This window comes from Pantoea sp. EKM10T (assembly GCF_011800685.1).
Taxonomy (GTDB): domain Bacteria; phylum Pseudomonadota; class Gammaproteobacteria; order Enterobacterales; family Enterobacteriaceae; genus Pantoea; species Pantoea agglomerans.
In genome coordinates this window covers 124010-146173 of record NZ_JAALEU010000006.1, presented here as the reverse complement: position 1 = coordinate 146173, position 22164 = coordinate 124010, and the positions used below count along the sequence as shown (strand labels likewise).

Annotated in this window: 23 protein-coding genes and 1 tRNA gene; 12 read left to right on the top strand and 12 right to left on the bottom strand. The window is 55.8% G+C overall.

The genetic code is table 11. From position 1 onward, the window contains the following. Positions 1-43: 43 nt before the first annotated feature. The 3 genes from zapG to degS all read left to right on the top strand — a co-directional run bounded on the left by zapG (position 44) and on the right by degS (position 3080). Positions 44-445, top strand: a complete 402-nt coding sequence (gene zapG / locus HFD95_RS13215; RefSeq protein WP_003848291.1) for a Z-ring associated protein ZapG — start codon at positions 44-46, stop codon at positions 443-445. A 110-nt stretch (positions 446-555) separates the two neighbouring features. Then, entirely contained in the window at positions 556-1929 is a 1374-nt protein-coding gene (gene degQ / locus HFD95_RS13210) for a serine endoprotease DegQ (protein WP_010251960.1), read from the top strand. Between the two features lie 89 nt (positions 1930-2018). Further along, positions 2019-3080 (top strand): outer membrane-stress sensor serine endopeptidase DegS, encoded by a 1062-nt coding sequence (gene degS / locus HFD95_RS13205; protein WP_010251964.1) that lies wholly within the window; start codon positions 2019-2021, stop codon positions 3078-3080. Between the two features lie 151 nt (positions 3081-3231). On the opposite strand, the gene epmA is transcribed toward degS, so the two are convergent. After that, on the bottom strand, positions 3232-4209 hold the full coding sequence (epmA, locus tag HFD95_RS13200) for an elongation factor P--(R)-beta-lysine ligase (protein ID WP_003848297.1): 978 nt from the start codon (positions 4207-4209) through the stop codon (positions 3232-3234). A 135-nt stretch (positions 4210-4344) separates the two neighbouring features. Here epmA and HFD95_RS13195 point away from each other — a divergent pair, with 135 nt between their 5' ends. After that, entirely contained in the window at positions 4345-4869 is a 525-nt protein-coding gene (locus tag HFD95_RS13195; protein WP_010672015.1) for a lipocalin family protein, read from the top strand. A 55-nt stretch (positions 4870-4924) separates the two neighbouring features. Here HFD95_RS13195 and HFD95_RS13190 read toward each other — a convergent pair whose 3' ends face one another. The 3 genes from HFD95_RS13190 to efp form a co-directional block, all read right to left on the bottom strand. Next, a complete protein-coding gene (locus HFD95_RS13190; protein WP_003848302.1) occupies positions 4925-5059 on the bottom strand; it encodes an entericidin A/B family lipoprotein in 135 nt (44 codons plus the stop codon). Between the two features lie 102 nt (positions 5060-5161). Then, positions 5162-5293 carry an entericidin A/B family lipoprotein gene (locus HFD95_RS13185; protein ID WP_003848306.1) on the bottom strand — a complete coding sequence of 44 codons (132 nt, stop codon included), beginning with the start codon at positions 5291-5293 and terminating at the stop codon, positions 5162-5164. 51 nt (positions 5294-5344) lie between these two features. Next, positions 5345-5911 (bottom strand): elongation factor P, encoded by a 567-nt coding sequence (gene efp / locus HFD95_RS13180; protein WP_010251979.1) that lies wholly within the window; start codon positions 5909-5911, stop codon positions 5345-5347. A 43-nt stretch (positions 5912-5954) separates the two neighbouring features. Between efp and epmB the strand changes: the two genes are divergently transcribed. Further along, entirely contained in the window at positions 5955-6983 is a 1029-nt protein-coding gene (epmB, locus tag HFD95_RS13175) for an EF-P beta-lysylation protein EpmB (protein WP_033759609.1), read from the top strand. A 53-nt stretch (positions 6984-7036) separates the two neighbouring features. On the opposite strand, the gene HFD95_RS13170 is transcribed toward epmB, so the two are convergent. From HFD95_RS13170 to HFD95_RS13150, 5 genes are all read right to left on the bottom strand, one after another. Continuing rightward, positions 7037-7384 carry a DUF4156 domain-containing protein gene (locus tag HFD95_RS13170; protein WP_010251983.1) on the bottom strand — a complete coding sequence of 116 codons (348 nt, stop codon included), beginning with the start codon at positions 7382-7384 and terminating at the stop codon, positions 7037-7039. 303 nt (positions 7385-7687) lie between these two features. After that, on the bottom strand, positions 7688-7843 hold the full coding sequence (locus HFD95_RS13165; protein WP_167430335.1) for a DUF1508 domain-containing protein: 156 nt from the start codon (positions 7841-7843) through the stop codon (positions 7688-7690). Between the two features lie 217 nt (positions 7844-8060). Then, positions 8061-9710, bottom strand: coding sequence for a chaperonin GroEL (groL, locus tag HFD95_RS13160; protein ID WP_010251987.1), 1650 nt, complete (start codon positions 9708-9710; stop codon positions 8061-8063). A 49-nt stretch (positions 9711-9759) separates the two neighbouring features. Beyond that, on the bottom strand, positions 9760-10053 hold the full coding sequence (locus tag HFD95_RS13155) for a co-chaperone GroES (RefSeq protein WP_022625257.1): 294 nt from the start codon (positions 10051-10053) through the stop codon (positions 9760-9762). 508 nt (positions 10054-10561) lie between these two features. Further along, complete coding sequence (locus HFD95_RS13150) at positions 10562-11023, bottom strand: FxsA family protein (protein WP_010251992.1); 462 nt, start codon at positions 11021-11023, stop codon at positions 10562-10564. Between the two features lie 328 nt (positions 11024-11351). On the opposite strand from HFD95_RS13150, the gene aspA reads away from it, so the two are divergent. The 6 genes from aspA to HFD95_RS13120 all read left to right on the top strand — a co-directional run bounded on the left by aspA (position 11352) and on the right by HFD95_RS13120 (position 17082). Next, positions 11352-12788, top strand: coding sequence for an aspartate ammonia-lyase (gene aspA / locus HFD95_RS13145; protein ID WP_010251996.1), 1437 nt, complete (start codon positions 11352-11354; stop codon positions 12786-12788). Between the two features lie 111 nt (positions 12789-12899). Then, positions 12900-14201: an anaerobic C4-dicarboxylate transporter gene (locus HFD95_RS13140; protein WP_033759606.1), complete on the top strand. Its 1302-nt coding sequence runs from the start codon at positions 12900-12902 to the stop codon at positions 14199-14201. Between the two features lie 65 nt (positions 14202-14266). Next, positions 14267-14581, top strand: coding sequence for a divalent cation tolerance protein CutA (cutA, locus tag HFD95_RS13135; protein WP_010672018.1), 315 nt, complete (start codon positions 14267-14269; stop codon positions 14579-14581). Beyond that, positions 14557-16260, top strand: coding sequence for a protein-disulfide reductase DsbD (locus HFD95_RS13130; protein ID WP_167430334.1), 1704 nt, complete (start codon positions 14557-14559; stop codon positions 16258-16260). Before cutA ends, HFD95_RS13130 begins: the two co-directional genes overlap by 25 nt. Before the next feature lie 63 nt (positions 16261-16323). Next, positions 16324-16899, top strand: coding sequence for a transcriptional regulator (locus HFD95_RS13125; RefSeq protein WP_010252014.1), 576 nt, complete (start codon positions 16324-16326; stop codon positions 16897-16899). 107 nt (positions 16900-17006) lie between these two features. After that, positions 17007-17082 (top strand) — tRNA-Phe (locus tag HFD95_RS13120). 422 nt (positions 17083-17504) lie between these two features. Here the strand turns inward: HFD95_RS13120 and HFD95_RS13115 are convergent. From HFD95_RS13115 to HFD95_RS13105, 3 genes are all read right to left on the bottom strand, one after another. Then, the gene (locus HFD95_RS13115) at positions 17505-18674 is read right to left on the bottom strand and encodes a Gfo/Idh/MocA family protein (RefSeq protein WP_010252017.1); all 1170 of its coding nucleotides are present in this window, start codon (positions 18672-18674) and stop codon (positions 17505-17507) included. Positions 18675-18684: 10 nt separating this feature from the next. Next, positions 18685-19602: a TIM barrel protein gene (locus HFD95_RS13110; protein ID WP_167430333.1), complete on the bottom strand. Its 918-nt coding sequence runs from the start codon at positions 19600-19602 to the stop codon at positions 18685-18687. A gap of 150 nt (positions 19603-19752) precedes the next feature. After that, positions 19753-20778 (bottom strand): LacI family DNA-binding transcriptional regulator, encoded by a 1026-nt coding sequence (locus HFD95_RS13105; protein ID WP_167430381.1) that lies wholly within the window; start codon positions 20776-20778, stop codon positions 19753-19755. 330 nt (positions 20779-21108) lie between these two features. Between HFD95_RS13105 and HFD95_RS13100 the strand changes: the two genes are divergently transcribed. Then, positions 21109-22152 carry a Gfo/Idh/MocA family protein gene (locus HFD95_RS13100; RefSeq protein ID WP_163639808.1) on the top strand — a complete coding sequence of 348 codons (1044 nt, stop codon included), beginning with the start codon at positions 21109-21111 and terminating at the stop codon, positions 22150-22152. Positions 22153-22164: the final 12 nt, after the last annotated feature.

Below are 22164 nucleotides of genomic sequence, written 5' to 3'. Positions count from 1 at the left end.
GTGCAATGCCCTACGGAACAATGGAAATAACACGGGAGTCATTATGACCTGGGAATACGGGCTAATTGGTTTAGTGGTTGGTATTATTGTCGGCGCAGTCGCCATGCGTTTTGGCAACAAAAAGCTGCGTGAGCAGCGCAGCATGCAGTACGAGCTGGAAAAATCGAAAGCGGAGCTGGCGGATTATCGCGAAGAGCTGACCAATCACTTCGCGCAGAGCGCGGAGCTGCTGGACAACATGGCGCGTGATTATCGTCAGCTCTATCAGCACATGGCAAAAGGCTCAAATGACCTGCTGCCGAATCTGCCTGGCCAGAAAAATCCGTTTGCCTATCAGCTGACTGAAGCCGAAGCGGACAACGATCAGGTGCCGGTGCAGATGCCGCGCGACTATTCTGAAGGCGCATCCGGTTTACTGCGTGGCGAGCGCCCTGCCCGCGACTAATCTTTTTGGGGCGCAGCCTGTCTGCGCCCGCTGTTTTTGCGAACCCTGACCGCAAATGACTGTCACACTTATTAATTCCTCCCACCTTTTGCAGCGAGAGCGTTGTAGCAATGAAAAAACAAGCACGCCTGTTTAGCGCATTAGCCCTGAGTATTGGGATGAGCCTTGCCGCCGCGCCAGACGCGATGGCAACGCTGCCAGCACAAATTGCGGGCCAGCCGCTGCCGAGTCTGGCACCGATGCTGGAGAAAGTGCTACCTGCCGTGGTCAGTGTGCATGTGGAAGGCACTGATTCGGGTGCACAGGCTCAGGATATTCCTGAACCGCTGAAGCGTTTTTTTGGTCAGATGCCTGGCGGAAATAGTCAGCCACAGCCGTTTGAAGGTTTAGGTTCTGGCGTGATCATCGATGCCGCGAAAGGCTACGTGCTCACCAACAATCACGTAGTCAACGGTGCGGATAAAATCAACGTACAGCTTGGCGACGGCAGTGAATATGAAGCCAAACTCATTGGTCATGATGAGCAGACCGATATCGCGCTGATTCAGATTCAGGGCGCAAAAAACCTCACGCAGGTGAAAGTCGCGGACTCTGACCAGCTGAAAGTGGGTGATTTCGCGGTGGCGATCGGTAACCCGTTCGGGCTGGGACAGACGGCCACCTCCGGTATTATCTCCGCACTGGGCCGTAGCGGCCTGAACCTGGAAGGGCTGGAAAACTTTATTCAGACCGATGCCGCGATCAACCGTGGCAACTCAGGCGGTGCGCTGGTCAACCTTAATGGTGAACTGATCGGTATCAACACCGCGATTCTCGCCTCCAGCGGCGGTAACATCGGTATCGGCTTTGCTATCCCGAGTGATATGGCGATGAACCTCGCGCAGCAGCTGATTAAATTTGGTGAAGTGAAGCGCGGTCAGCTCGGCATCAAAGGCACTGAAATGACAGCCGATATGGCTAAAGCATTCAATGTCGATGCGCAGCGCGGCGCCTTTGTCTCTGAAGTCTTACCGCAATCTGCCGCGCAGAAAGCGGGCGTGAAGTCAGGCGATATCATTACGTCGATCAACGACAAGCCGATTACCAGCTTCGCTGAGTTGCGCGTCAAAGTGGGAACCACGCCGCCAGGTGAACAGGTTAAACTTGGCCTGCTGCGTGAAGGTAAGCCATTAACGGTTACCGTTACGCTGGAGCAGAGCGCACAGAGCACCGCCAGCGCACAGCTGATGTCACCCGCGCTTCAGGGCGCAACCCTCAGTGATGGACAGACTAAAACCGGTGATAAAGGCGTGAAGGTCGATACCATCGAAAAAGGCACACCGGCTGAACAGGTTGGTCTGCAGAAAGATGATGTGATTATCGGCGTTAACCGTAACCGGGTTCAGACCATTGCTGAAATGCGTAAAATACTGGAAGGGAAACCGCCGGTACTGGCACTGAATGTGGTGCGCGGCGATGAAAGTATCTATCTGTTGTTGAGATAAACCTCGCATTACGGCGGACACAAGCACGTGTGTGTCCGCCGCTCTCATGCTATTCTCCCCTGCGATCTCCCCTGGCGTAATTTAACACCATGTTTCTTAAACTTTTGCGTGCCGTGGTGCTGGGCCTGATTGTGGCGGGTATTTTGCTCGCAGCACTGCCTGCACTACGTATGGGCAGCGACGCCCTCTATAACCACGAAAATATTACAGACGAAACGCCCTTTAGCTTCAATCAAGGGGTGCGACGCGCCGTGCCTGCCGTTGTGAACGTTTACAATCGTAGCGCCCACGGCAACAACAATCGTGGCATCACGACCCTGGGTTCAGGGGTGATCATGAATGCAAAAGGCTACATCCTTACCAATAAGCATGTGATCAATAATGCCGATCAAATTATCGTGGCGCTGCAGGATGGCCGCTTCTTTGAAGCGACGCTGGTGGGTTCCGATGGCATGACCGATCTGGCGGTACTGAAAATTACGGCCTCCGGCCTGCCCGTTATCCCCATCAATCCAAATCGCCAGGCGCATATCGGGGATGTGGTGATGGCTATCGGCAACCCCTATAACCTTGGTCAGACGGTCACGCAGGGCATTATCAGCGCCACGGGCCGGGTTGGCTTAAGCTCATCAGGCCGACAGAACTTCCTGCAGACCGATGCGTCAATCAATCAGGGTAACTCCGGCGGCGCGCTGATTAACTCGCTAGGCGAGCTGATGGGCATTAACACCCTGACCTTTGATAAAAGTAGTGATGGTGAAACCCCGGAAGGGATTGGTTTCGCCATTCCAACCGTTTTAGCCTCGAAGATCATGGATAAGCTGATTCGTGATGGTCGGGTGATACGCGGCTATATCGGCATTACCGGGCGTGAGCTGCCGCCGCTGCATGGACAGGGCAGCAATCTGGATCGGGTTCAGGGCATTATTGTCAGCGTGGTCACGCCAGATGGGCCAGCGGATAAAGCCGGGATTCAGGCCAACGATGTGCTGCTCAGCGTTAATGGCAAGCCGGCCATCTCCGCACAGGAGACCATGGATCAGGTAGCAGAAATTCGCCCGGGTTCAGTGATTGATGTGCAGGTACTGCGAAACGATCAGAAACTGACGCTGCCGGTCACCATTCAGGAGTTTCCTGACAGCAGCAGTTAGCTGAAACCTGTGCCAGGTCAGGGATGGCCCGGCTGATCGCAAAGAAGGCCGCCATCCATGGCGGTCGGCCTCGCCATCCTGGCTCGGACGCTTTGCTCTTCATCCGGGCCAACCCTTCCCCTCTAATCCGCCATCGTTTGTGATTAACCGATTAGCAGCGATCCACCGGAAAGGCGATGACATCGCTCAATGACTCCGCTTTCAACGCCAGCATGATCAGGCGATCAATACCCAGTGCGACCCCGGAACAGGCTGGCATGCCATGCGCCAGCGCATCCAGCAGATATGTATCAATAGGATGCACAGGCAGGCCGCGCGCCGCACGGCGACGGTTATCCTGCTCAAAACGCTGACGCTGCTCACGGCTGTCGGTCAGTTCACGGAAACCGTTCGCCAGCTCAATGCCTTTGTAATAGACCTCAAAGCGTTCGGCCACGCGGTGATCTTCGGTGCTGATCTCCGCCAGGGCTGCCTGGCTGGCCGGGAAATGATAAACGAAGCAGGGTTTATCCTGACCAATCTTCGGTTCCACCCCCAGCATAAACAGCAGCATCAGTAAGGTATCGCGATCCTCTTCTGCACGCGCCAGCTCGCCTTCACCCAACTTCTCTGCCGCTTCACGCAACTGCGCTTTATCCGCTGACAGCGGATCCAGCTCAAGATGGCGGATAAACGCCTGCTGATAGGAGAGCGACTCAGCGCTGTCACACTCCAGCACCTGCTGCATCAGATCGTCAACTTCGTTCATCAGACGGTACATATCGTAATGCGGCCGGTACCACTCCAGCATGGTAAATTCCGGGTTGTGGTGACGTCCCGCCTCTTCATTGCGGAAGCTGCGCGCCATCTGGTAGATCGGGCCACTGCCCGCCGCCAGCAGGCGTTTCATATGATATTCCGGGCTGGTCATCAGCCAGAGATCGCGCCCCTGCGCAGCGCCAGGCCCGACAAAACGCGTCTGGAATGGCACCAGATGGATATCGGTAATGGTGGCCTGGCTCATCGCCGGCGTATCCACTTCCAGCACGCCGCGATCGGCAAAGAAACGACGCACTTCTGCTAAAATAGCGGCGCGTTTTAACAAATTGGCGATGGATGCGCTTGGTTGCCAGCTTGCCGTTTCGCTCATGGTGATGACTCCTGATACAAATTAGGGGGGGAAGTCTACCTGCAATGCCTGCGGCAAACAATCTCGTGCCCGTACTGCCAAAAACAGCGTTTCGGCTTCTATACTTAAGCGGTTAAATCACAAAGGAATCCCACTATGTCTCCATGGAAAACAGTTGTTGCCAGCCTGAGTGCTTTTCTCTCTGTCGCCTGCAGCACTACGCCGCCAAAGAACGTCACGGTCGTAGATAACTTTGACAGCCAGCGCTATCTCGGCCAGTGGTATGAGATTGCCCGCCTTAACCACCCTTTTGAGCGCGGACTTGAACAGGTAACGGCAAACTACAGCCCGCGAGAAGATGGCGGCCTGAAGGTAATCAACCGTGGCTATAACGTCAAAAAGCAGCGCTGGCAGGAGAGCGTCGGCAAAGCCTACTTCACCGGTGAACCCACGCGGGCTTCTCTGAAAGTCTCTTTCTTCGGCCCCTTCTATGGCGGCTATAACGTGATTGCTCTCGATCCGGACTACCGCTATGCGCTGGTATGTGGACCGAATCGCCACTATCTCTGGATACTGTCACGCACACCACAACTGGAACCGGGCGTAAAAGAGAAACTGGTTGATCAGGCGCGTCGGGATGGTTTCCCGGTTGAAGAGTTAATCTGGGTAAAACAGAAATAGTGCAGAATCTGACAAGCCGGTACGAAAAGCATTTCGTACCGGTTGGAATAACAGGTTACTTCGTGCTGTTCTGAATCGCCTGGCCGCCCGCTTCGACATCTTCACCTACGCCACGCGTTGTATTACAAGCTGTGAGCAGGGAAGAGAGCACCAGTACAGAGAAGATTGCAGCAATACTTTTCTTTAACATAACAATGTCCTTTTTGATGGATGTAAAGTACAGCGCTTTAAGCATAGCCGGATTTCCGGCAGTTGCTGCTGGCGAGACTTTAAAAAGGACAATCAGTTAAGGTCATTTTGCTGCTCGCGAAATGGCACCACCTAAGTGAGAGACATCTTCGCCAAAACCGTGGAATGTGTTGCAGGCGCTTAACGCAGAGGAGACCAGCAACGCGAACGCGATTAATTTTGCCAGCTTGATCATTTTTTTCTCTCAGACAAGAAAAAGGCGCACCAGAAGATGCGCCTGCGAATCTTATTTCACGCGTGACACGTATTCGCCAGAGCGGGTGTCAACTTTCACCACTTCGCCCTCTTGCACGAACAGTGGCACTTTCACCACGGCACCGGTAGAGAGTTTAGCTGGCTTGCCGCCAGTCCCTGCGGTATCACCTTTCAGGCCTGGATCGGTTTCGATAACTTCAGCTTCGATAAAGTTCGGCGGCTGAACGGCGATCGGACGACCGTTCCACAGCGTAACGATACATTCAGCGTTATCCTGCAGCCATTTTGCTGCATCGCTTACCGTCTTCTCTTCAACCTGGAACTGCTCAAAGCTTTCCGGATGCATGAAGTGGTAGAACTCACCGTCGTTGTACAGGTAGTTCAGGTTGGTATCTACTACGTCAGCGCCTTCGGCGGAGTCGGTAGATTTAAAAGTTTTCTCAACGCGAGAACCCGTCAGCAGGCGACGCATTTTAACGCGCGCGAATGCCTGACCTTTACCCGGTTTAACGAACTCACTGGATTCGATGGCATACGGCTCGCCTTCGAACATGATTTTAAGACCGGGACGGAAATCGTTGCTAGAATAAGTCGCCATGAAGGCCCTCTACGAAAATTGACACTGGTACTAAGCCAAAAAAATGGCACACATTGTAACCCTAAAAACACCTTCCAGAGAAGATTGGTTGCAGCAACTTGCGGATGTTGTCACCGAACCTGATGAATTACTGCGGATTTTAGCCCTTGATCAGCACACTGAGCTGGCTGAAGGTGCGGATGCGCGGCGTCTTTTCGCCTTACGTGTACCGCATGCGTTCATCCGCCGGATGAAAAAAGGCGATGCGCACGACCCGCTGCTGCTTCAGGTACTGACCCGCCGCCAGGAATTCACTGATGCGCCAGGTTATAGCACCGATCCGCTCGATGAACAAAGCAACGTTGTACCTGGATTGCTGCATAAATACCGAAACCGGGCTTTATTGTTGGTAAAAGGCGGCTGCGCCGTCAACTGTCGCTACTGCTTCCGTCGTCATTTCCCCTATCAGGATAATCCCGGCAACAAGCGTAGCTGGCAGGCTGCACTGGACTATATCGCCGATCATCCCGAGCTGGATGAGATCATTTTCTCCGGCGGCGATCCGCTGATGGCGAAAGATCATGAGCTCGCCTGGCTTATCGCCGCGCTGGAACAGATCCCGCATCTGAAACGTCTGCGCATCCACAGCCGTTTACCGGTGGTGATACCGGCGCGCATTACCGATCAGCTCTGTCAGATGCTCAGCGAGACGCATCTGCAGGTGGTGATGGTGACGCACATCAACCATGCGCAGGAGATTGATGATGAGCTGCGTGAGGCGATGAGCAGCCTGAAGCGTGCCGGTGTCACCCTGCTGAATCAGAGCGTCCTGTTGCGTGGCATCAACGATAATGCGCAGACGCTGGCCACCCTGAGCAATGCGCTATTTGATGCCGGCATTCTGCCCTACTATCTGCACGTGCTGGATAAGGTACAGGGTGCGGCGCATTTCTTTGTGTCAGATGACGAGGCCCGCCAGCTGGTGCGTGCATTACTGTCACAGGTCTCCGGCTATCTGGTGCCAAAGCTGGCGCGTGAAATTGGCGGAGAGCCAAGTAAAACACCGTTAGATTTACAGTTACGTCAGGAATAAAAACGGCCAGCAAAAGGCTGGCCGGTTCAATTTGGCAGACTGCCTGATTCACATTATGGGCACTTGTAGACCTGGCCGGTCATTTTGCTGTCGAGTGGCGCGAACGCGGACAACAGGTTCTGCGTCGGACTGGTTGCTCCATAAATCACGTTACCGCCCATCTCCGCTGCGCGATTGCGCAGGTCGTTTGCTGCGCCACGCAGTGCGCTGGTTTCGCCGCCTGCACCGCTCAGCCAGTTGCTCTGAGAGCCGGTAATATTGCCCAGAAGCTGACAGGTATTGCCAGGCTGCTGATCGGTGAACGTCACGCGCTGTCCTGCTGAAGAGAGTTGCGTAGAGCTGCTGCAGCCCGCCAGCAATAACGCGCCAGCCGTCAGTCCGAGCAAGAGGTTAATCCGCATTGTAATCCCCATTTATTATCATCAGAGTCGGGTGGCAGCGTAGCAGAAAAAGGATTTTTCTTTCTGCACATTCATTGCCCTTATCCCGTTATATCGTCTCAATATTTCACGCCGCTTGCAGGCTGGCAAGCGTGCCGATGCTGGTGAATAAAATGAAGCCAGTCGATCAGTCGGCGCAGCCGCAGACAGCGTGACATATCAAGAGGAAAGACGAACGATTGCGCCTTACTTATACTATTTTCCCACCCAAAAGAAAAACCCCCGACCGTTTCCGATCGGGGGTGATGTCAGAGCGTGATGCCCTTAACCGGTGTAGCCATTACGTCGTGCATTTTCGATGCAATCGGCTTTGTTAACGTAGCCCTGACTGGCGGCGCCGGTAATATTGCCGTTGGGCGCCGTTCTTCTCCAGCGCCACTTGTGTGCTTCGTCCTTATAAAATTCCCATTTATCTTGCATTTTAATTTTCCTTAATCTGTTGTTTATCCCTTTCAGAGCGCGCTATTTTGCGCCGGGATCCACGTTAGAGCATCCCGCCCTGACTAAACCATGATGCAGAACATAAAAAAAGTTAATGGGTTTTTCCTGCTGCTGCCAGCATTCAGACGCTGAAAAAGAAAAACCCCCGACCGTTTCCGATCGGGGGTTCTTTGATGACTTAAGCAGTCAACGGCAATTACATCATGCCGCCCATACCGCCCATGCCACCCATACCGCCAGCGCCGCCGCCTAAATCAGGTGCGTCGCCTTTTGGCAGGTCAGTGACCATACATTCGGTCGTGATCATCAGACCCGCAACAGAGGCCGCGTACTGCAGAGCAGAACGGGTCACTTTGGTTGGGTCCAGGATACCGAAGTCGATCATGTTGCCGTACTCTTCAGTCTGCGCGTTGTAACCGTAGTTACCGTCGCCCGCTTTCACGTTGTTAGCGACAACAGATGGCTCTTCACCGGCGTTAGAAACGATCTGACGCAGTGGAGATTCCATCGCGCGCAGCGCAACTTTGATACCGACGTTCTGATCTTCGTTCTGACCACGCAGATCAACCAGCTGTGCTGCCACGCGAACCAGCGCCACACCACCACCAGCAACCACACCTTCTTCTACAGCAGCACGGGTTGCGTGCAGCGCATCTTCAACGCGGGCTTTCTTCTCTTTCATTTCAACTTCAGTTGCTGCGCCTACTTTCAGAACGGCTACGCCGCCTGCCAGTTTCGCTACGCGTTCCTGCAGTTTTTCTTTGTCGTAGTCAGACGTTGCTTCTTCGATCTGCTGACGAATCTGGGTTACACGGCCCTGAATTGTCGCTTCTTCACCCACACCGTCGATGATGGTGGTGGTGTCTTTGTTGATCACAACGCGTTTTGCCTGGCCCAGATCTTCCAGAGCCGCTTTCTCCAGTTCCATACCGATCTCTTCAGAGATTACGGTACCACCGGTCAGGATAGCGATATCCTGCAGCATAGCTTTACGACGGTCGCCGAAGCCTGGTGCTTTAACCGCAGCCACTTTCACGATGCCGCGCATGGTGTTAACCACCAGTGTTGCCAGCGCTTCGCCTTCAACATCTTCCGCGATGATCAGCAGTGGTTTGCCGGCTTTCGCAACGGCTTCCAGCACTGGCAGCATTTCACGGATGTTAGAGATTTTCTTGTCAGCCAGCAGGATGAACGGAGATTCCAGTTCAATCGCACCGGTTTCTGGCTTGTTGATGAAGTAAGGTGACAGGTAGCCGCGATCAAACTGCATACCTTCAACCACATCCAGCTCATCCTGCAGGCCGGTGCCTTCTTCAACGGTGATCACGCCTTCTTTACCCACTTTCTCCATCGCCTGAGCAATCAACTGGCCCACGGTTTCATCGGAGTTAGCAGAGATAGTACCTACCTGCGCAATCGCTTTAGAGTCAGAGCAAGGAACAGACAGCGCTTTCAGTTTCTCAACCGCAGCGATAACAGCCTGGTCAATACCGCGCTTCAGGTCCATCGGGTTCATACCCGCTGCGACCGCTTTCAGGCCTTCGGTGATGATAGACTGTGCCAGTACGGTTGCAGTGGTGGTACCGTCGCCCGCAGCGTCGTTCGCTTTAGAGGCAACTTCTTTCACCATCTGCGCGCCCATGTTCTCAAACTTGTCTTCCAGCTCGATTTCACGTGCAACAGAAACACCATCTTTAGTGATGGTCGGTGCACCAAAAGATTTATCCAGGACTACGTTACGGCCTTTAGGACCCAGGGTAACTTTTACTGCATCTGCCAGTACGTTCACGCCACGCAGCATTTTTACGCGTGCGTCATTACCGAATTTTACGTCTTTAGCTGCCATCTTTAAATATCCCTTAAATTCGTTTCGTTCAGTGAATTACGCGTAAAAATTACGCTTCAACAACGGCCAGAATGTCGCTCTCAGAGATGATAAGCACCTCTTCGTTGTCGATTTTCTCGGTTTTCGCGCCGTAACCTTCGCTGAAGATCACGATGTCGCCAACCTTCACGTCCAGCGGCTTAACGTCGCCACTCTCAAGGATGCGGCCATTGCCGACAGCCAGTACTTCACCACGGGTGGATTTACCGGCTGCGGAACCGGTCAGCACGATGCCGCCAGCTGATTTAGCTTCAACTTCTTTACGCTTGACGATAACGCGATCGTGCAATGGACGAATTTTCATTTGATAGCTCTCCTTTGAGAAGTCCAATCATTCAGTTTTGGGGTTGAACACCGGGCTGCATGGCTTCCGGCCTCGTGACCAGAGAGATAGGGCCGCTGCCACCCACTTTCAAGGGGGCGGACAACAAATTTTTTACCTGTGAGTGATAAGTGATGGCTTTTTGAACAGATGATAGGGCAGATAAAAAACGCAACCCGAAGGTTGCGCCAGCGTGCTGACAAACTCAGAACAGGATGACCCTGGCAGCAACGGTTAAGCTCAGGGCGCAGGAAACAGGGTCAGAAGAGGAAAGCGTCCCGCGCCACGGATGGCGAGGGCCGAGCAGTCATGGATGGCGCGGGCCGAGAAGTCATGGATGGCGCGGGCCGAGCAGTCATGGATGACGATTTTGCGACTTTCCGATCTGACCCTGTTCCCTGTGCGGCTCCGGTCTCACAGCTGGCCGGGTCAGGTTTTTCAACAATCTCACGCAACCCGAGGGTTGCGCTTTCAGAGGTGACAGTTGCGGTTAACGATCCTTGTGATCGTCATGATGCTCAAGGCGATCGCTGTCTTTACGCTCGAACTCGCCATCCATGGTGTAGCCGCTGTCTGGACCGGCTCCCGGTCCCCGCCAGACGCGCAGATGAGGCATCAGCTTCAGCGTCAGATGCTTCTGCACCGGTGGCAGCAGCAGCAGCAGGCCCAGCAGGTCGGTAAAGAAACCAGGCAGCAGCAGCAGGAAACCGGCGATGATCAGCGACACGCTTTTGATCATCTCATTGGCCGGGCTTTCATTACGTGCCAGCTTCTCCTGCATCAGCATAAAGTTTTTCATGCCCTGATTTTTGACCAGCGAGACGCCGATGCACGAGGTGAAGACCACTAGCAGCATGGTAAGCAGCACGCCCATGACGTGTGCAACCTGAATGAAGAGGGAAATCTCAATCCAGGCCAGAACGAAAAAGACTAATAACGGTATCCAGCGCACCGTACTCTCCTGTAAGTAGGGGCTGAACGGCAGCGTGCCGGTCAGCAGAAAGCGTTCATCCTGAGGATGATAAGAAAAGAGATGGGCACCCGCGCCGCCATTTTCAACCGATCCTGTCAAATTTATCCTGCGGGGTTAATTTTGTAACCAACTTCACATATCGTTAACCAGGCTGCAGCATTAAGTGATCTGCATGCGTGCTTTTCATATGCATCAGAATATGATCGCACACGCCCCTATGAAGACGGATAATATGTCGGCACGGGTACACCACGACAAAATAAACACATCCTTTGTGATGGTTAGCGGCAACAACAAGAAGGTTATCATGGCGAACAACATTCGTATCGAAGAAGACCTGTTAGGTATGCGCGAAGTTCCGGCGGATGCCTATTATGGCGTTCATACTCTGCGTGCGATTGAGAATTTTTATATCAGCAACAGCAAAATCAGCGACATACCTGAATTTGTCCGCGGCATGGTGATGGTAAAAAAAGCGGCGGCGATGGCCAACAAAGAGCTGCAGACCATCCCGCGCAACATTGCCGATACCATCATTAAGGCCTGCGACGAAGTGCTTAACAACGGCCGCTGTATGGACCAGTTCCCCGTGGATGTTTATCAGGGCGGTGCCGGAACCTCGGTCAACATGAACACCAATGAAGTGCTGGCGAACATCGGCCTTGAGCTGATGGGCCACCAGAAAGGGGAATATCAGTACCTCAACCCCAACGATCATGTGAACAAATGCCAGTCCACCAATGACGCCTACCCAACCGGTTTCCGCATCGCGGTCTACAGCTCGCTACTGAAACTGCTTGATGGCATCAGTCAGCTGGCCGAAGGCTTCCAGCACAAAGCCGATGAATTCCAGACCATCCTGAAAATGGGCCGTACCCAGTTGCAGGATGCCGTGCCGATGACTCTTGGGCAGGAATTTCACGCCTTCAGCGTACTGCTGAATGAAGAGACCAAAAGCATTCTGCGCACCGCGGAACTGCTGCTGGAAGTGAACCTGGGCGCGACCGCCATCGGCACCCGCCTCAATACGCCGGAAGGCTATCAGCACCTGGCGGTACAGCGTCTGGCGGAAGTCAGCAACCTGCCGGTGGTGCCGGCGGAAGATCTGATTGAAGCAACCTCCGACTGCGGCGCCTATGTGATGGTCCATTCATCGCTGAAACGTCTGGCGGTGAAGCTCTCTAAAATCTGTAACGACCTGCGCCTGCTCTCCTCTGGCCCGCGTGCAGGCCTGAATGAAATCAATCTGCCAGAGCTGCAGGCGGGTTCCTCTATCATGCCCGCCAAGGTCAATCCGGTTGTACCGGAGGTGGTAAACCAGGTCTGCTTCAAAGTGATTGGCAACGACATCACCGTGACGATGGCCTCTGAAGCGGGCCAGCTGCAGCTCAACGTGATGGAGCCGGTGATTGGCCAGGCGCTGTTTGAGTCGATCAGCATTCTGACTAACGCCTGCTACAACCTGCTGGAGAAGTGCATCAACGGCATTACCGCCAACCGCGCGGTGTGCGAAGCCTATGTCTTCAACTCGATTGGTATCGTGACTTACCTTAACCCTTACATCGGCCACCACAACGGCGACATCGTCGGCAAAATCTGTGCGGAAACCGGTAAAAGCGTACGTGAGGTCGTGCTGGAGCGCGGCCTGCTGACGGAAAGTGAGCTGGACGATATCTTCTCGGTGCAGAACCTGATGTACCCGGTTTATAAAGCCAAACGTTATACTGATGAAAACGAACAGTAAGTTTTAACCGACGCTGGTTAACCAAAGGCACACCGCGATCAACACGGTGTGCCTTTTTTTTTGTTAAACAGCACACCCGGCTATTACCGGTTTATCTTTCAGGAGTCATTCATGTTTGTGGTTGAGCTGCTTATCGTCTTGATGGCGATCTGGTTGGGCGCACGTCTTGGCGGCATTGGTATCGGGTTCGCAGGCGGGATGGGCGTGCTGATCCTGACGCTGGGATTTGGCATGGCACCTGGTGCTATTCCGTTCGATGTGATTGAAATCATCATGGCGGTGATCGCCGCGATAGCCGCCATGCAGGTGGCAGGCGGGATGGATTATCTGGTGAGTCTGGCGGAACGCCTGCTGCGCCGCCATCCACGCCACGTTACGCTGCTGGCCCCACTAGTGACCTACCTGATGACGCTACTGGCCGGTACCGGACATACCGCGTTCTCAACATTACCGGTGATTGCAGAAGTGGCGAAAGAGCAAGGCGTTCGCCCTTCCCGGCCGCTGTCGATTGCGGTAGTGGCTTCGCAGATCGCGATTACCGCATCACCCATTTCAGCCGCAGTGGTTTTCTTCGCCACTTTGCTTGAGCCGCGCGGCGTCAGCTATATCACGCTGCTGGCGATTGCCATCCCCTCAACCATGGTGGGCCTCTTCCTGGCGGCTCTGGTGACTAACTTCTTAGGCCGTGAGCTAAAGGATGATGAGGTTTATCAGGCGCGTCTCGCCAAAGGCGAAGTCACGCTGCGCGGCGCCAGCCTCTACCAGGCAAAACCGGGCGCGAAAAAATCGGTGCTGCTGTTTCTGACGGGCATTGTGGCCGTGGTGCTTTATGCCACCGCGACCAGCGCCAGCGTCGGGCTGATCGTCAATCCGCCACTGCCACGCAATGAAGCGATTGTGGTGTTTATGCTGACCATCGCCACGCTGATCAGCCTGACCTGCAAACTCGACACCAGCGAAATCCTCAGCGCCAGCACCTTTAAGTCCGGCATGAGCGCCTGTATCTGCGTGATGGGCGTCGCCTGGCTGGGCGATACCTTTGTGAAGGCACATCTGGCGGAGATTCAGATGCTGGCGGGCGACACGCTGAAAACCTATCCGTGGATGCTGGCGCTGGTGCTGTTCTTCGCCTCGATGCTGCTCTACTCGCAGGCTGCGACCACCAAAGCGCTGATGCCCGCCGCGCTGCTGCTGGGCGTTACGCCGCTTACTGCCATCGCTTCCTTCGCGGCGGTTTCGGCGCTGTTTGTGCTGCCGACCTACCCGACCCTGCTGGCCGCCGTTGAGATGGATGACACGGGTTCGACCCGGATTGGCAAGTATGTGTTTAACCATGCCTTTATCATTCCCGGCGTGATCGCCATTGCGCTGTCGGTGCTCTCTGGCTTCGTTTTTGGCGGATTGCTGCTATAAGCGCACTCCTCGTGTTACGGATGGAGCGTGCTATCATCGGCGCTCTTTAAAACAGGAGTTACAGGATGAATGCTGTCGTTATCCTCTGCACCACGCCCGATCAGGCCACGGCGGAGCACCTTGCTGGCTTAGCGCTGGAAGCCAGGCTGGCGGCCTGTGTCACACTGCTGCCGGGCGCCACCTCCTGGTATCTCTGGCAGGGAAAAATGGAGCAGAGCAGCGAAGTCCAGATGCTGCTGAAATGCGACAGCGATCATCAGCAGGCGCTGTGTGATCTGCTCAAAGACGCTCACCCTTACGATGTGCCCGAACTGCTGGCGCTGCCGGTTCAATATGGAGACAGTGAATACTTGTCATGGCTGCACGCATCTCTCGCTTAATTACGCTTCTGCTGACGCTGTTTATCGGCCTGCAGGCACACGCTTCACTCTTTTCAAATCCGGCGACCAGTCGCTTTGTGCCGGTCGATCAGGCCTTTACTTTTGACTTCGACCAGCAGGGCGCGCAGCTCAACCTGCACTGGAAAGTGAAATCGGGTTACTACCTCTATCGCCAGCAGATCCACATCACACCGCAGAACGCGACCATCGCGCCGTTAACGCTGCCGGCTGGTCAGCCGCATGAAGATGAATTCTTCGGCAAAAGTGAAATCTATCCGCAGGATCTGACGCTGCCGGTGACGCTGCAACAGGCGGCCAGCGGCGCCACGCTCAGTGTGACTTATCAGGGCTGTGCCGCCGCCGGATTCTGTTATCCGCCAGAAACGCGCAGCGTTCCGGTAAGTGCGGTGACCGCCAGCAGCGCACCGCCGCCGGTCAGCGCTCAGCCCGCGCCCGCCAGCCCGCTGCCTTTCTCGCCGCTCTGGGCGCTACTGATTGGTATCGGTGTCGCGTTTACGCCCTGCGTACTGCCGATGTATCCGCTGATCTCCGGCATTATCCTTGGCGGACAGCGCCACTATTCGCTGGGCCGACTGTTCGCGCTGGCGATGGTCTATGTGCAGGGGATGGCGCTGACCTACACGCTGCTGGGAGTGGTCGTCGCGGCAGCGGGCCTGCGCTTCCAGGCCGCGTTGCAGCATCCTTATGTGCTGTTCACGCTCTCACTGCTGTTTATCGTGCTGGCGCTGTCAATGTTCGGCCTGTTTACGCTGCAACTGCCCGCCAGCCTGCAAACCCGCCTGACCCTGTGGAGTAATCGTCAGCAGGGTGGCTCGCTGCCCGGCGTCTTCCTGATGGGCGCGCTGGCGGGTTTGATCTGCTCGCCATGCACCACGGCCCCGCTCAGCGCCATTCTGCTTTACATCGCGCAGAGCGGAAATCTGTGGGCCGGTGCCGGGACGCTGTGGCTCTATGCGGTCGGAATGGGATTACCGCTGATCGCCGTGACCCTGTTTGGCAACCGGCTGCTGCCGAAAAGCGGCCCGTGGATGCAAACCGTTAAAGAGGGCTTTGGTTTTGTCATCCTGGCGCTGCCGGTCTTCCTGCTGGAGCGGGTGCTGGGCGATGCATGGGGATTGCGGTTCTGGAGCCTGCTCGGCGTGGCGTTCTTTGGCTGGGCGTTCAGCGTCAGCCTGCGCGCCAGCAGCGGTAAGTGGCGCGTAGTGCAGATTATCATGCTGGCCGCTGCGCTGATCAGCGCACGCCCGTTGCAGGACTGGGCCTTTGGTGGCCCGGCGGCGCAGCAGCAGGCTGTGGCACCGCTGCCGTTCCATACTATCCAGACGCCGCAGCAGCTCGATAGCGCGCTGCAGCAGGCCCGTGGCCGCATCACCATGGTCGATCTCTACGCTGACTGGTGCGTCGCTTGCAAAGAGTTTGAAAAATATACCTTTAGTGACAGCGCCGTGCGCGATAGCCTGAGTCAGGTACAGCTGCTACAGGCCAACGTCACCGCCAACAACGCCAGTGATAACGCGCTGTTGCAGCACCTTCAGGTGCTGGGCTTACCGACGATTTTGTTCTTTGATGCGCAGGGCCGCGAAATCGCCGGATCGCGCATCACCGGGTTTCTCAATGCCGCCGACTTCCGGGCGCATTTGCAGAAACTTACCCCGTAAACAACACTGGAGTCAGGTCATTGCCCGGTGCATTACCGGGCCTGCATACCAGAGGAGAGTCACTTGCAGCGTGAACAGATACTCGAGCATGCATTGAATGTGCTTGAACAGAACGGCCTCGCCGCCACCCTCTCATTGGAAACCCTGGCGGGATCCGAATTAACCCGTGACCAGCTTCAGCAGTTCTGGCCCGATCGTGACGCCCTGCTCTACGATGCACTGCGCTATCACGGGCAGCAGATTGATACCTGGCGACGCCAGATCCTGCTGGATGAATCGCTGTCGCCCGACCAGAAGCTGATGGCACGCTATGAGGTCCTGAGTGAGCAGGTCAGCAAAGGACGCTTTCCAGGCTGCCTGTTTATCGCCGCCTGCAGCTTCTACCCGCAGCCCGATCAGCCCATCCATCAACTGGCCGAACAGCAGAAACGCGGCTCATGGCAGTTCACCCACGACATTCTGGTGGAGCAGGCGCTGGACAACCCCAGCATGGTGGCCGATCAGATGGAGCTGATTCTTGAAGGCTGCCTCAGCAAGCTGCTGGTGAAGCGCAATGTGCAGGATGTCGCCACCGCACAGCGGCTGGCGGAGGATGTTTACAGCATCGCGCTGTGCCGTAAAAATGGCGCGCTGGCCTGAGGTTTTACCCGCTTTGACTGAAAATCAGGCAATCAGTCACGTTTCCAGGGGTTTTTTAGTGAAAGCCGTTGACGACCCGCGGCCTTTACGGTTTAATGCGCCCCGTTGCCCGAATAGCTCAGTCGGTAGAGCAGGGGATTGAAAATCCCCGTGTCCCTGGTTCGATTCCGGGTTCGGGCACCATATTTAAAGAACCCGCCTCTGGCGGGTTTTTGCTTTTGTGGAACGAACCCGTTATCGAAGGTTCGATACACTCGCCACATCCTGTGGCTCACCCTCCGGGTCGCGCGAAGCCGCGCGATGCAAAAATGCTCCCGGCATTTTTGTCCGGGTTCGGGCACCATATTTAAAGAACCCGCCTCTGGCGGGTTTTTTGCTTTTGTGGAGCGAACCCGTTATCGAAGGTTCGATACACTCGCCACATCCTGTGGCTCACCCTCCGGGTCGCGCGAAGCCGCGCGATGCAAAAATGCTCCCGGCATTTTTGTCCGGGTTCGGGCACCATATTTAAAGAACCCGCCTCTGGCGGGTTTTTTGCTTTTGTGGAGCGAACCCGTTATCGAAGGTTCGATACACTCGCCACATCCTGTGGCTCACCCTCTGCTTCAGCACGCCACCCACACTGCACCGGCATCCGCCGATTTCACGCACTGCGCGACCCAGCGCACGCCCATTAATCCGGCATGCACGTCGGGATACCAGAAATCCTGCAGGAAGTCGGTGTCACGGCGATCGGTGGCATCCATCGCCAGTGCGAAGCGACGATAAAGATTGGACCAGGCTTCAAATAACCCCTCGGTATGCCCTCCGCCAATGCGGTCCTCTTCCAGCGCGCGCGGATTAAGATAGCCCATGCCGCGCTCCAGAATGCGCACTGGCTCGCCCTGCACTTCATAGCGCAACTGGTTCGGCTGCTCATCCCACCACTCCAGACTGGCTTTCGATCCGACGACCCGAATCTTCTGCCCGTGCATCGATCCGGCATTCACCGCCGACGCCCATAACGTGCCGACTGCGCCGTTGTCATACTCCATCATCACAAAGGCGTTATCCTCCAGCGGCGCACGCGACGCGACAAAGCTCTGACGCGAACAGAGCAGACGCGTCACTTTCAGCTGTGGCAACATCGTTTCTGCGATAAATAACGGATGCGTCGCCAGGTCGCCTAACACGTAACTCGGGCCGACAAAGCGCGGATCGACCCGCCAGCGGGTGCTTTCACTCTGCAACTCCACCGCCTCATTATGGAAGCCGTGAGCAAACTGCATGTTAACGATGCGGATCTCACCCAGAGCCCCTTCGGCGATCATTTCCCTGGCCTGATGAACCAGCTGATGCCCGGCGTAACCGTAGGTGACGCCAACAACCTTCTGCTTCTCCCGGCTCAGCTGCTCCAGCTCATCCGCCTCTTCGACCGTAAAACAGAGGGGCTTCTCGCACACCACATGCAGCCCGGCGTTAAGCGCCGCGCGGCAAATGGCGAAATGAGTATTATTAGGCGTGGCGACAGACACCGCCTCAATGCCATCTTCACGCGCGGCTTCCCCGGCGAACAGGCTGGCATAATCGGGATAACAGCGGTCCGGTGCCACACCCAGCGCCTGACCAAACTCACGCCCGCGTGCGGCATCAATATCAAATGCCCCCGCCAGCAGCACAAAGTTTCCGTCACGCTGTGCCGCAGAGCGATGGATATAGCCAATCTGGCTGGTGCCGCCGCCGCCGATCATGCCCCAGCGCAGCGAGCGATTAGCCGCTTTTTTACCGTTAATCATGCTGTTGTCCTCAAAATCCTGTTGATCGGAGATAGTCCAGGCTGGCTTTAACATCCCGCAGACTGGTGTCGGCATGGCGCGGATCACGCTCCTGTTCGATGGTGATCCAGCCCTGATAGTTACGCTCAGTCAGCAGTGCGCGCACCGCCGGATAGTCAATTGCGCCCTGCCCCAGCGGACACATCACCCCCTGCGCGCAGGCAGTGAAAAAGTCGAGTCCGCGAGAGAGGGCGTCTCGCCAGACCCGCTGGTTAACGTCTTTGAAGTGGAGGTAATCGATGCGGGTCCAGTACTGTTGCAGTGAAGCGACCGGATCCATCCCGGCGTAATAGAGATGGCCGGTATCCAGACATAAACCAGCCACCTGATGCGGAATATCACTGACCAGCCGCGCAAGCTCATCGGCAAACTCAATGCAGCCGCCCGCATGCGGATGGATCACCGGTCGCACGCCATACTCCTGCCAGGCAATCTCACTCAGAATGGTGATGTGTCGCATCATGCGCTGCCAGTCGTCAGCGGAGAGCCGTGGCGCTTTTTCTGACTGACCGGCATATTTCGCCCGCTCCGGATTCCCGAAGTCGATGATCACCAGATAAGGCGCGCTGGCGCCGGGCGTTCTGGCGGCGGCTGGTACGCTGCCCAGCGTACGACACAGATTGTGGGTCAGCGTCACCAGTTCAGGGAAATGCGCTTCACTGACCAAATCATCAAAAATCGTACCCGCCACCAGCGAAAGCTGATGCGCATTAAGCTGCCGCGTCAGTTCGGCTGCATCCGCTGGCAGATAGCCCCAGGGGCCAAGTTCAATACTGGGATAGCCAGCCTGAGCGGCCTCCGTCAGGACTTTCTGCCATGGCGGCAGCCAGGGATTAGCGGGATCGTCGACGCCCCAGCTACAGGGCGCATTAGCAATGTGAAAGGTCATGATATCTGCCTGTGCAGTGAGAACTGCTGGCAGTATCAAATGAAAATTTCATCTCAGACAACAATGAAAGTTTCATTTTTTGATAGAGATCGCGTTTAAATATTTCTTTATATGATAGTTTTCTATCAAATACCCGCTAACCTGCTCTTTCTACAGGTTTTCACGCGTCACGATTTCAAAGGGTACGGTCACCTGCGCAAAATGGTCGCGCTGTTCCATCCGGCTATTGAGGCAGGTGGCGATCACCGCCGCAGCCATGGCATCAATACGATGGCGCAACATCAGCGTAATGGTGCCATCAATCAGCGCCAGCTCATCGCCGGGCAGCGGACCGTGGCACAGCAGATCGATCTGTCTGCGCCCGCTGTCACGCAGCGCCCGCACCACACCCTCTATGCCGCCGCAGGGCGCATAAATCATCACCAGATCATCATGAGTGTCCAGCAACTGCCGGGTCGCCTGATAGCCCCCTTCACCCGACTCATGCGTTTTTAACGGTTCCAGTACCCGCTGGCTGATGCCTGACTCGCGCAGGTAAGAGCGGAAACTGATCTCGCTGCTCTCCTGGCAGGTAAAGCGGTGATCGCCCAGCAGCACCCCAACGCATCCCGGCTGACGCAGCAGATGCTGTGCCATCCAGGCCGCCGTACGTCCCGCTTTCTGATTATCAATGCCGACAAACCCCGCATGCTCACAGGGCGAGAAATCAGAAAACAGCGCGTGAACCCGCACGCCCAGTCGGGACACATCCTGAATCGCGTGACGAATCAGCGGATGATCCAGCGCCACCAGCGCAATCACATCACTGCGCTGTGCCAGCAGACGCAGCGAGTGCGCCACCGCCTCCACTTCGTGAATATCATGCCAGCAAAACTCAGGTTCGCTGCCCTGTGGCTGCTGAGCCTTCAGCTGCTGTTTCAGCATCTCGCCCAGCTGCTGATAAAACGAATAACGAGCAGGCAGCAGGATAAAGCTCACGCGAACTGTTGCCGCAGCGAGCGGCGATGCTGTCCGGATGTGTGCCTGCGTCAGGTGATAGCCCAGCTCGCGGGCCGCAGCCAGCACTTTCTGCTCGGTCACGCTGCGCACCGGCGCGCGTCCATTCAGCACCCGATCCACGGTGGCCACGCCCACGCCCGCCGCCTGCGCAATGGCGGTCATCGTCACTTTTGACATCATCCTTCTCCCTGCTTCTGCTTTCTGTAGCGCTGGCTGACGGCTACGCCTATATATTCTGTTGTCTGAGACATCAACACTCTATCGCGGCACAGCCATTTCCTCTCATTTATTTGATAGAAAGTCAGCGTTAATCTTGATCGTCCTCGCAAAATGAAACATTCATTTCTTTCTGCATTCTCTTTAAAACGCCCATTTGCTAAAACGGATAAAAATCCTGCGCCGATCGGGTTGATGGGATCACATCATTAAAAGGTTAGAGCGACGACGGCGGGCTTTCTATAGTGGAGCCCTGAGCAGCACCTGCCTGCACGTATAAAAGGAAAAGTTATGTTCCCTTCAACGCTTCCGGTTCCACGCCTGACCGCTGCCAGCCAGGTACCACAGTTGCGCTGGGGCATTATCGGGCCGGGCTGGATCGCCGACCATTTTGCCAATGCACTGCGCCAGCATACCCATCAGCAGATCACGGCGGTGGCTGCGCGTGACCCGGCAAAAGCACAGGCCTTTGCCGACAAATGGTCAATCAGCCATGCCACGGGCAGTCTCGACGTGCTGCTGGCGCGGGAGGATGTTGATGCGGTCTATATCGCTACGCCCCACAACCACCATTTTCCCGATGGTCTGCGCGCCATTGCCGCCGGAAAGCATCTGCTGATTGAAAAGCCGCTGGCGCTGAATGCTCAGCAGGCGACACAGCTTAAACAGACTGCCGCTGCCGCGAACCTGCTCTGTATGGAGGCGATGTGGTGCAACTTCACACCGAAATATGACGTTATCCGTCAGCTGCTGGAGGATGGCGTGCTCGGCGATGTTCACACCCTGATTGCCGATCATGGCGAGTTTTTCACCCCGGACCATCGCATCTTCAACGCCGATCTGGCGGGCGGCCCGATGCTGGATCTGGGCAGCTATCTGGTGGCGCTTAGCGTGTTTGTTGGCGGCGGTGCGCCTGACACGATCGTCGCCCGGGGCCAGCCCGTCCCGGATGGGCGTGTAAACGGTCAGACGTCGATGCTGTTTACCCATCAGCACGGCATGCATTCGGTGCTGAATACCACCCTGTTCAGCAACACGCCAGGCGGCGCGGTGATCGCCGGACGCGAGGCCACGCTGGAACTTTCAGGCCAGTTCTATGCGCCCGGTAACTTCACCCTGACCTCCAGCGATCGGCGTCATCGCCTGCAGTGGCAGGAGCCTGCCAGCCGCTATGAACAGCTCTGTCATGAAATTAACCATTTCGCCTGGTGTATCGGTCAGAACCGGATCGATTCGCCCATCCATTCGCTTGACCAGGCGATTACCACCCTGGCCGCGATGGACAACGTCAGGCAGCAGATTGGCGTGACCTTCAATGAAGAACAGCAACCTTAATGTGCCCGGAGC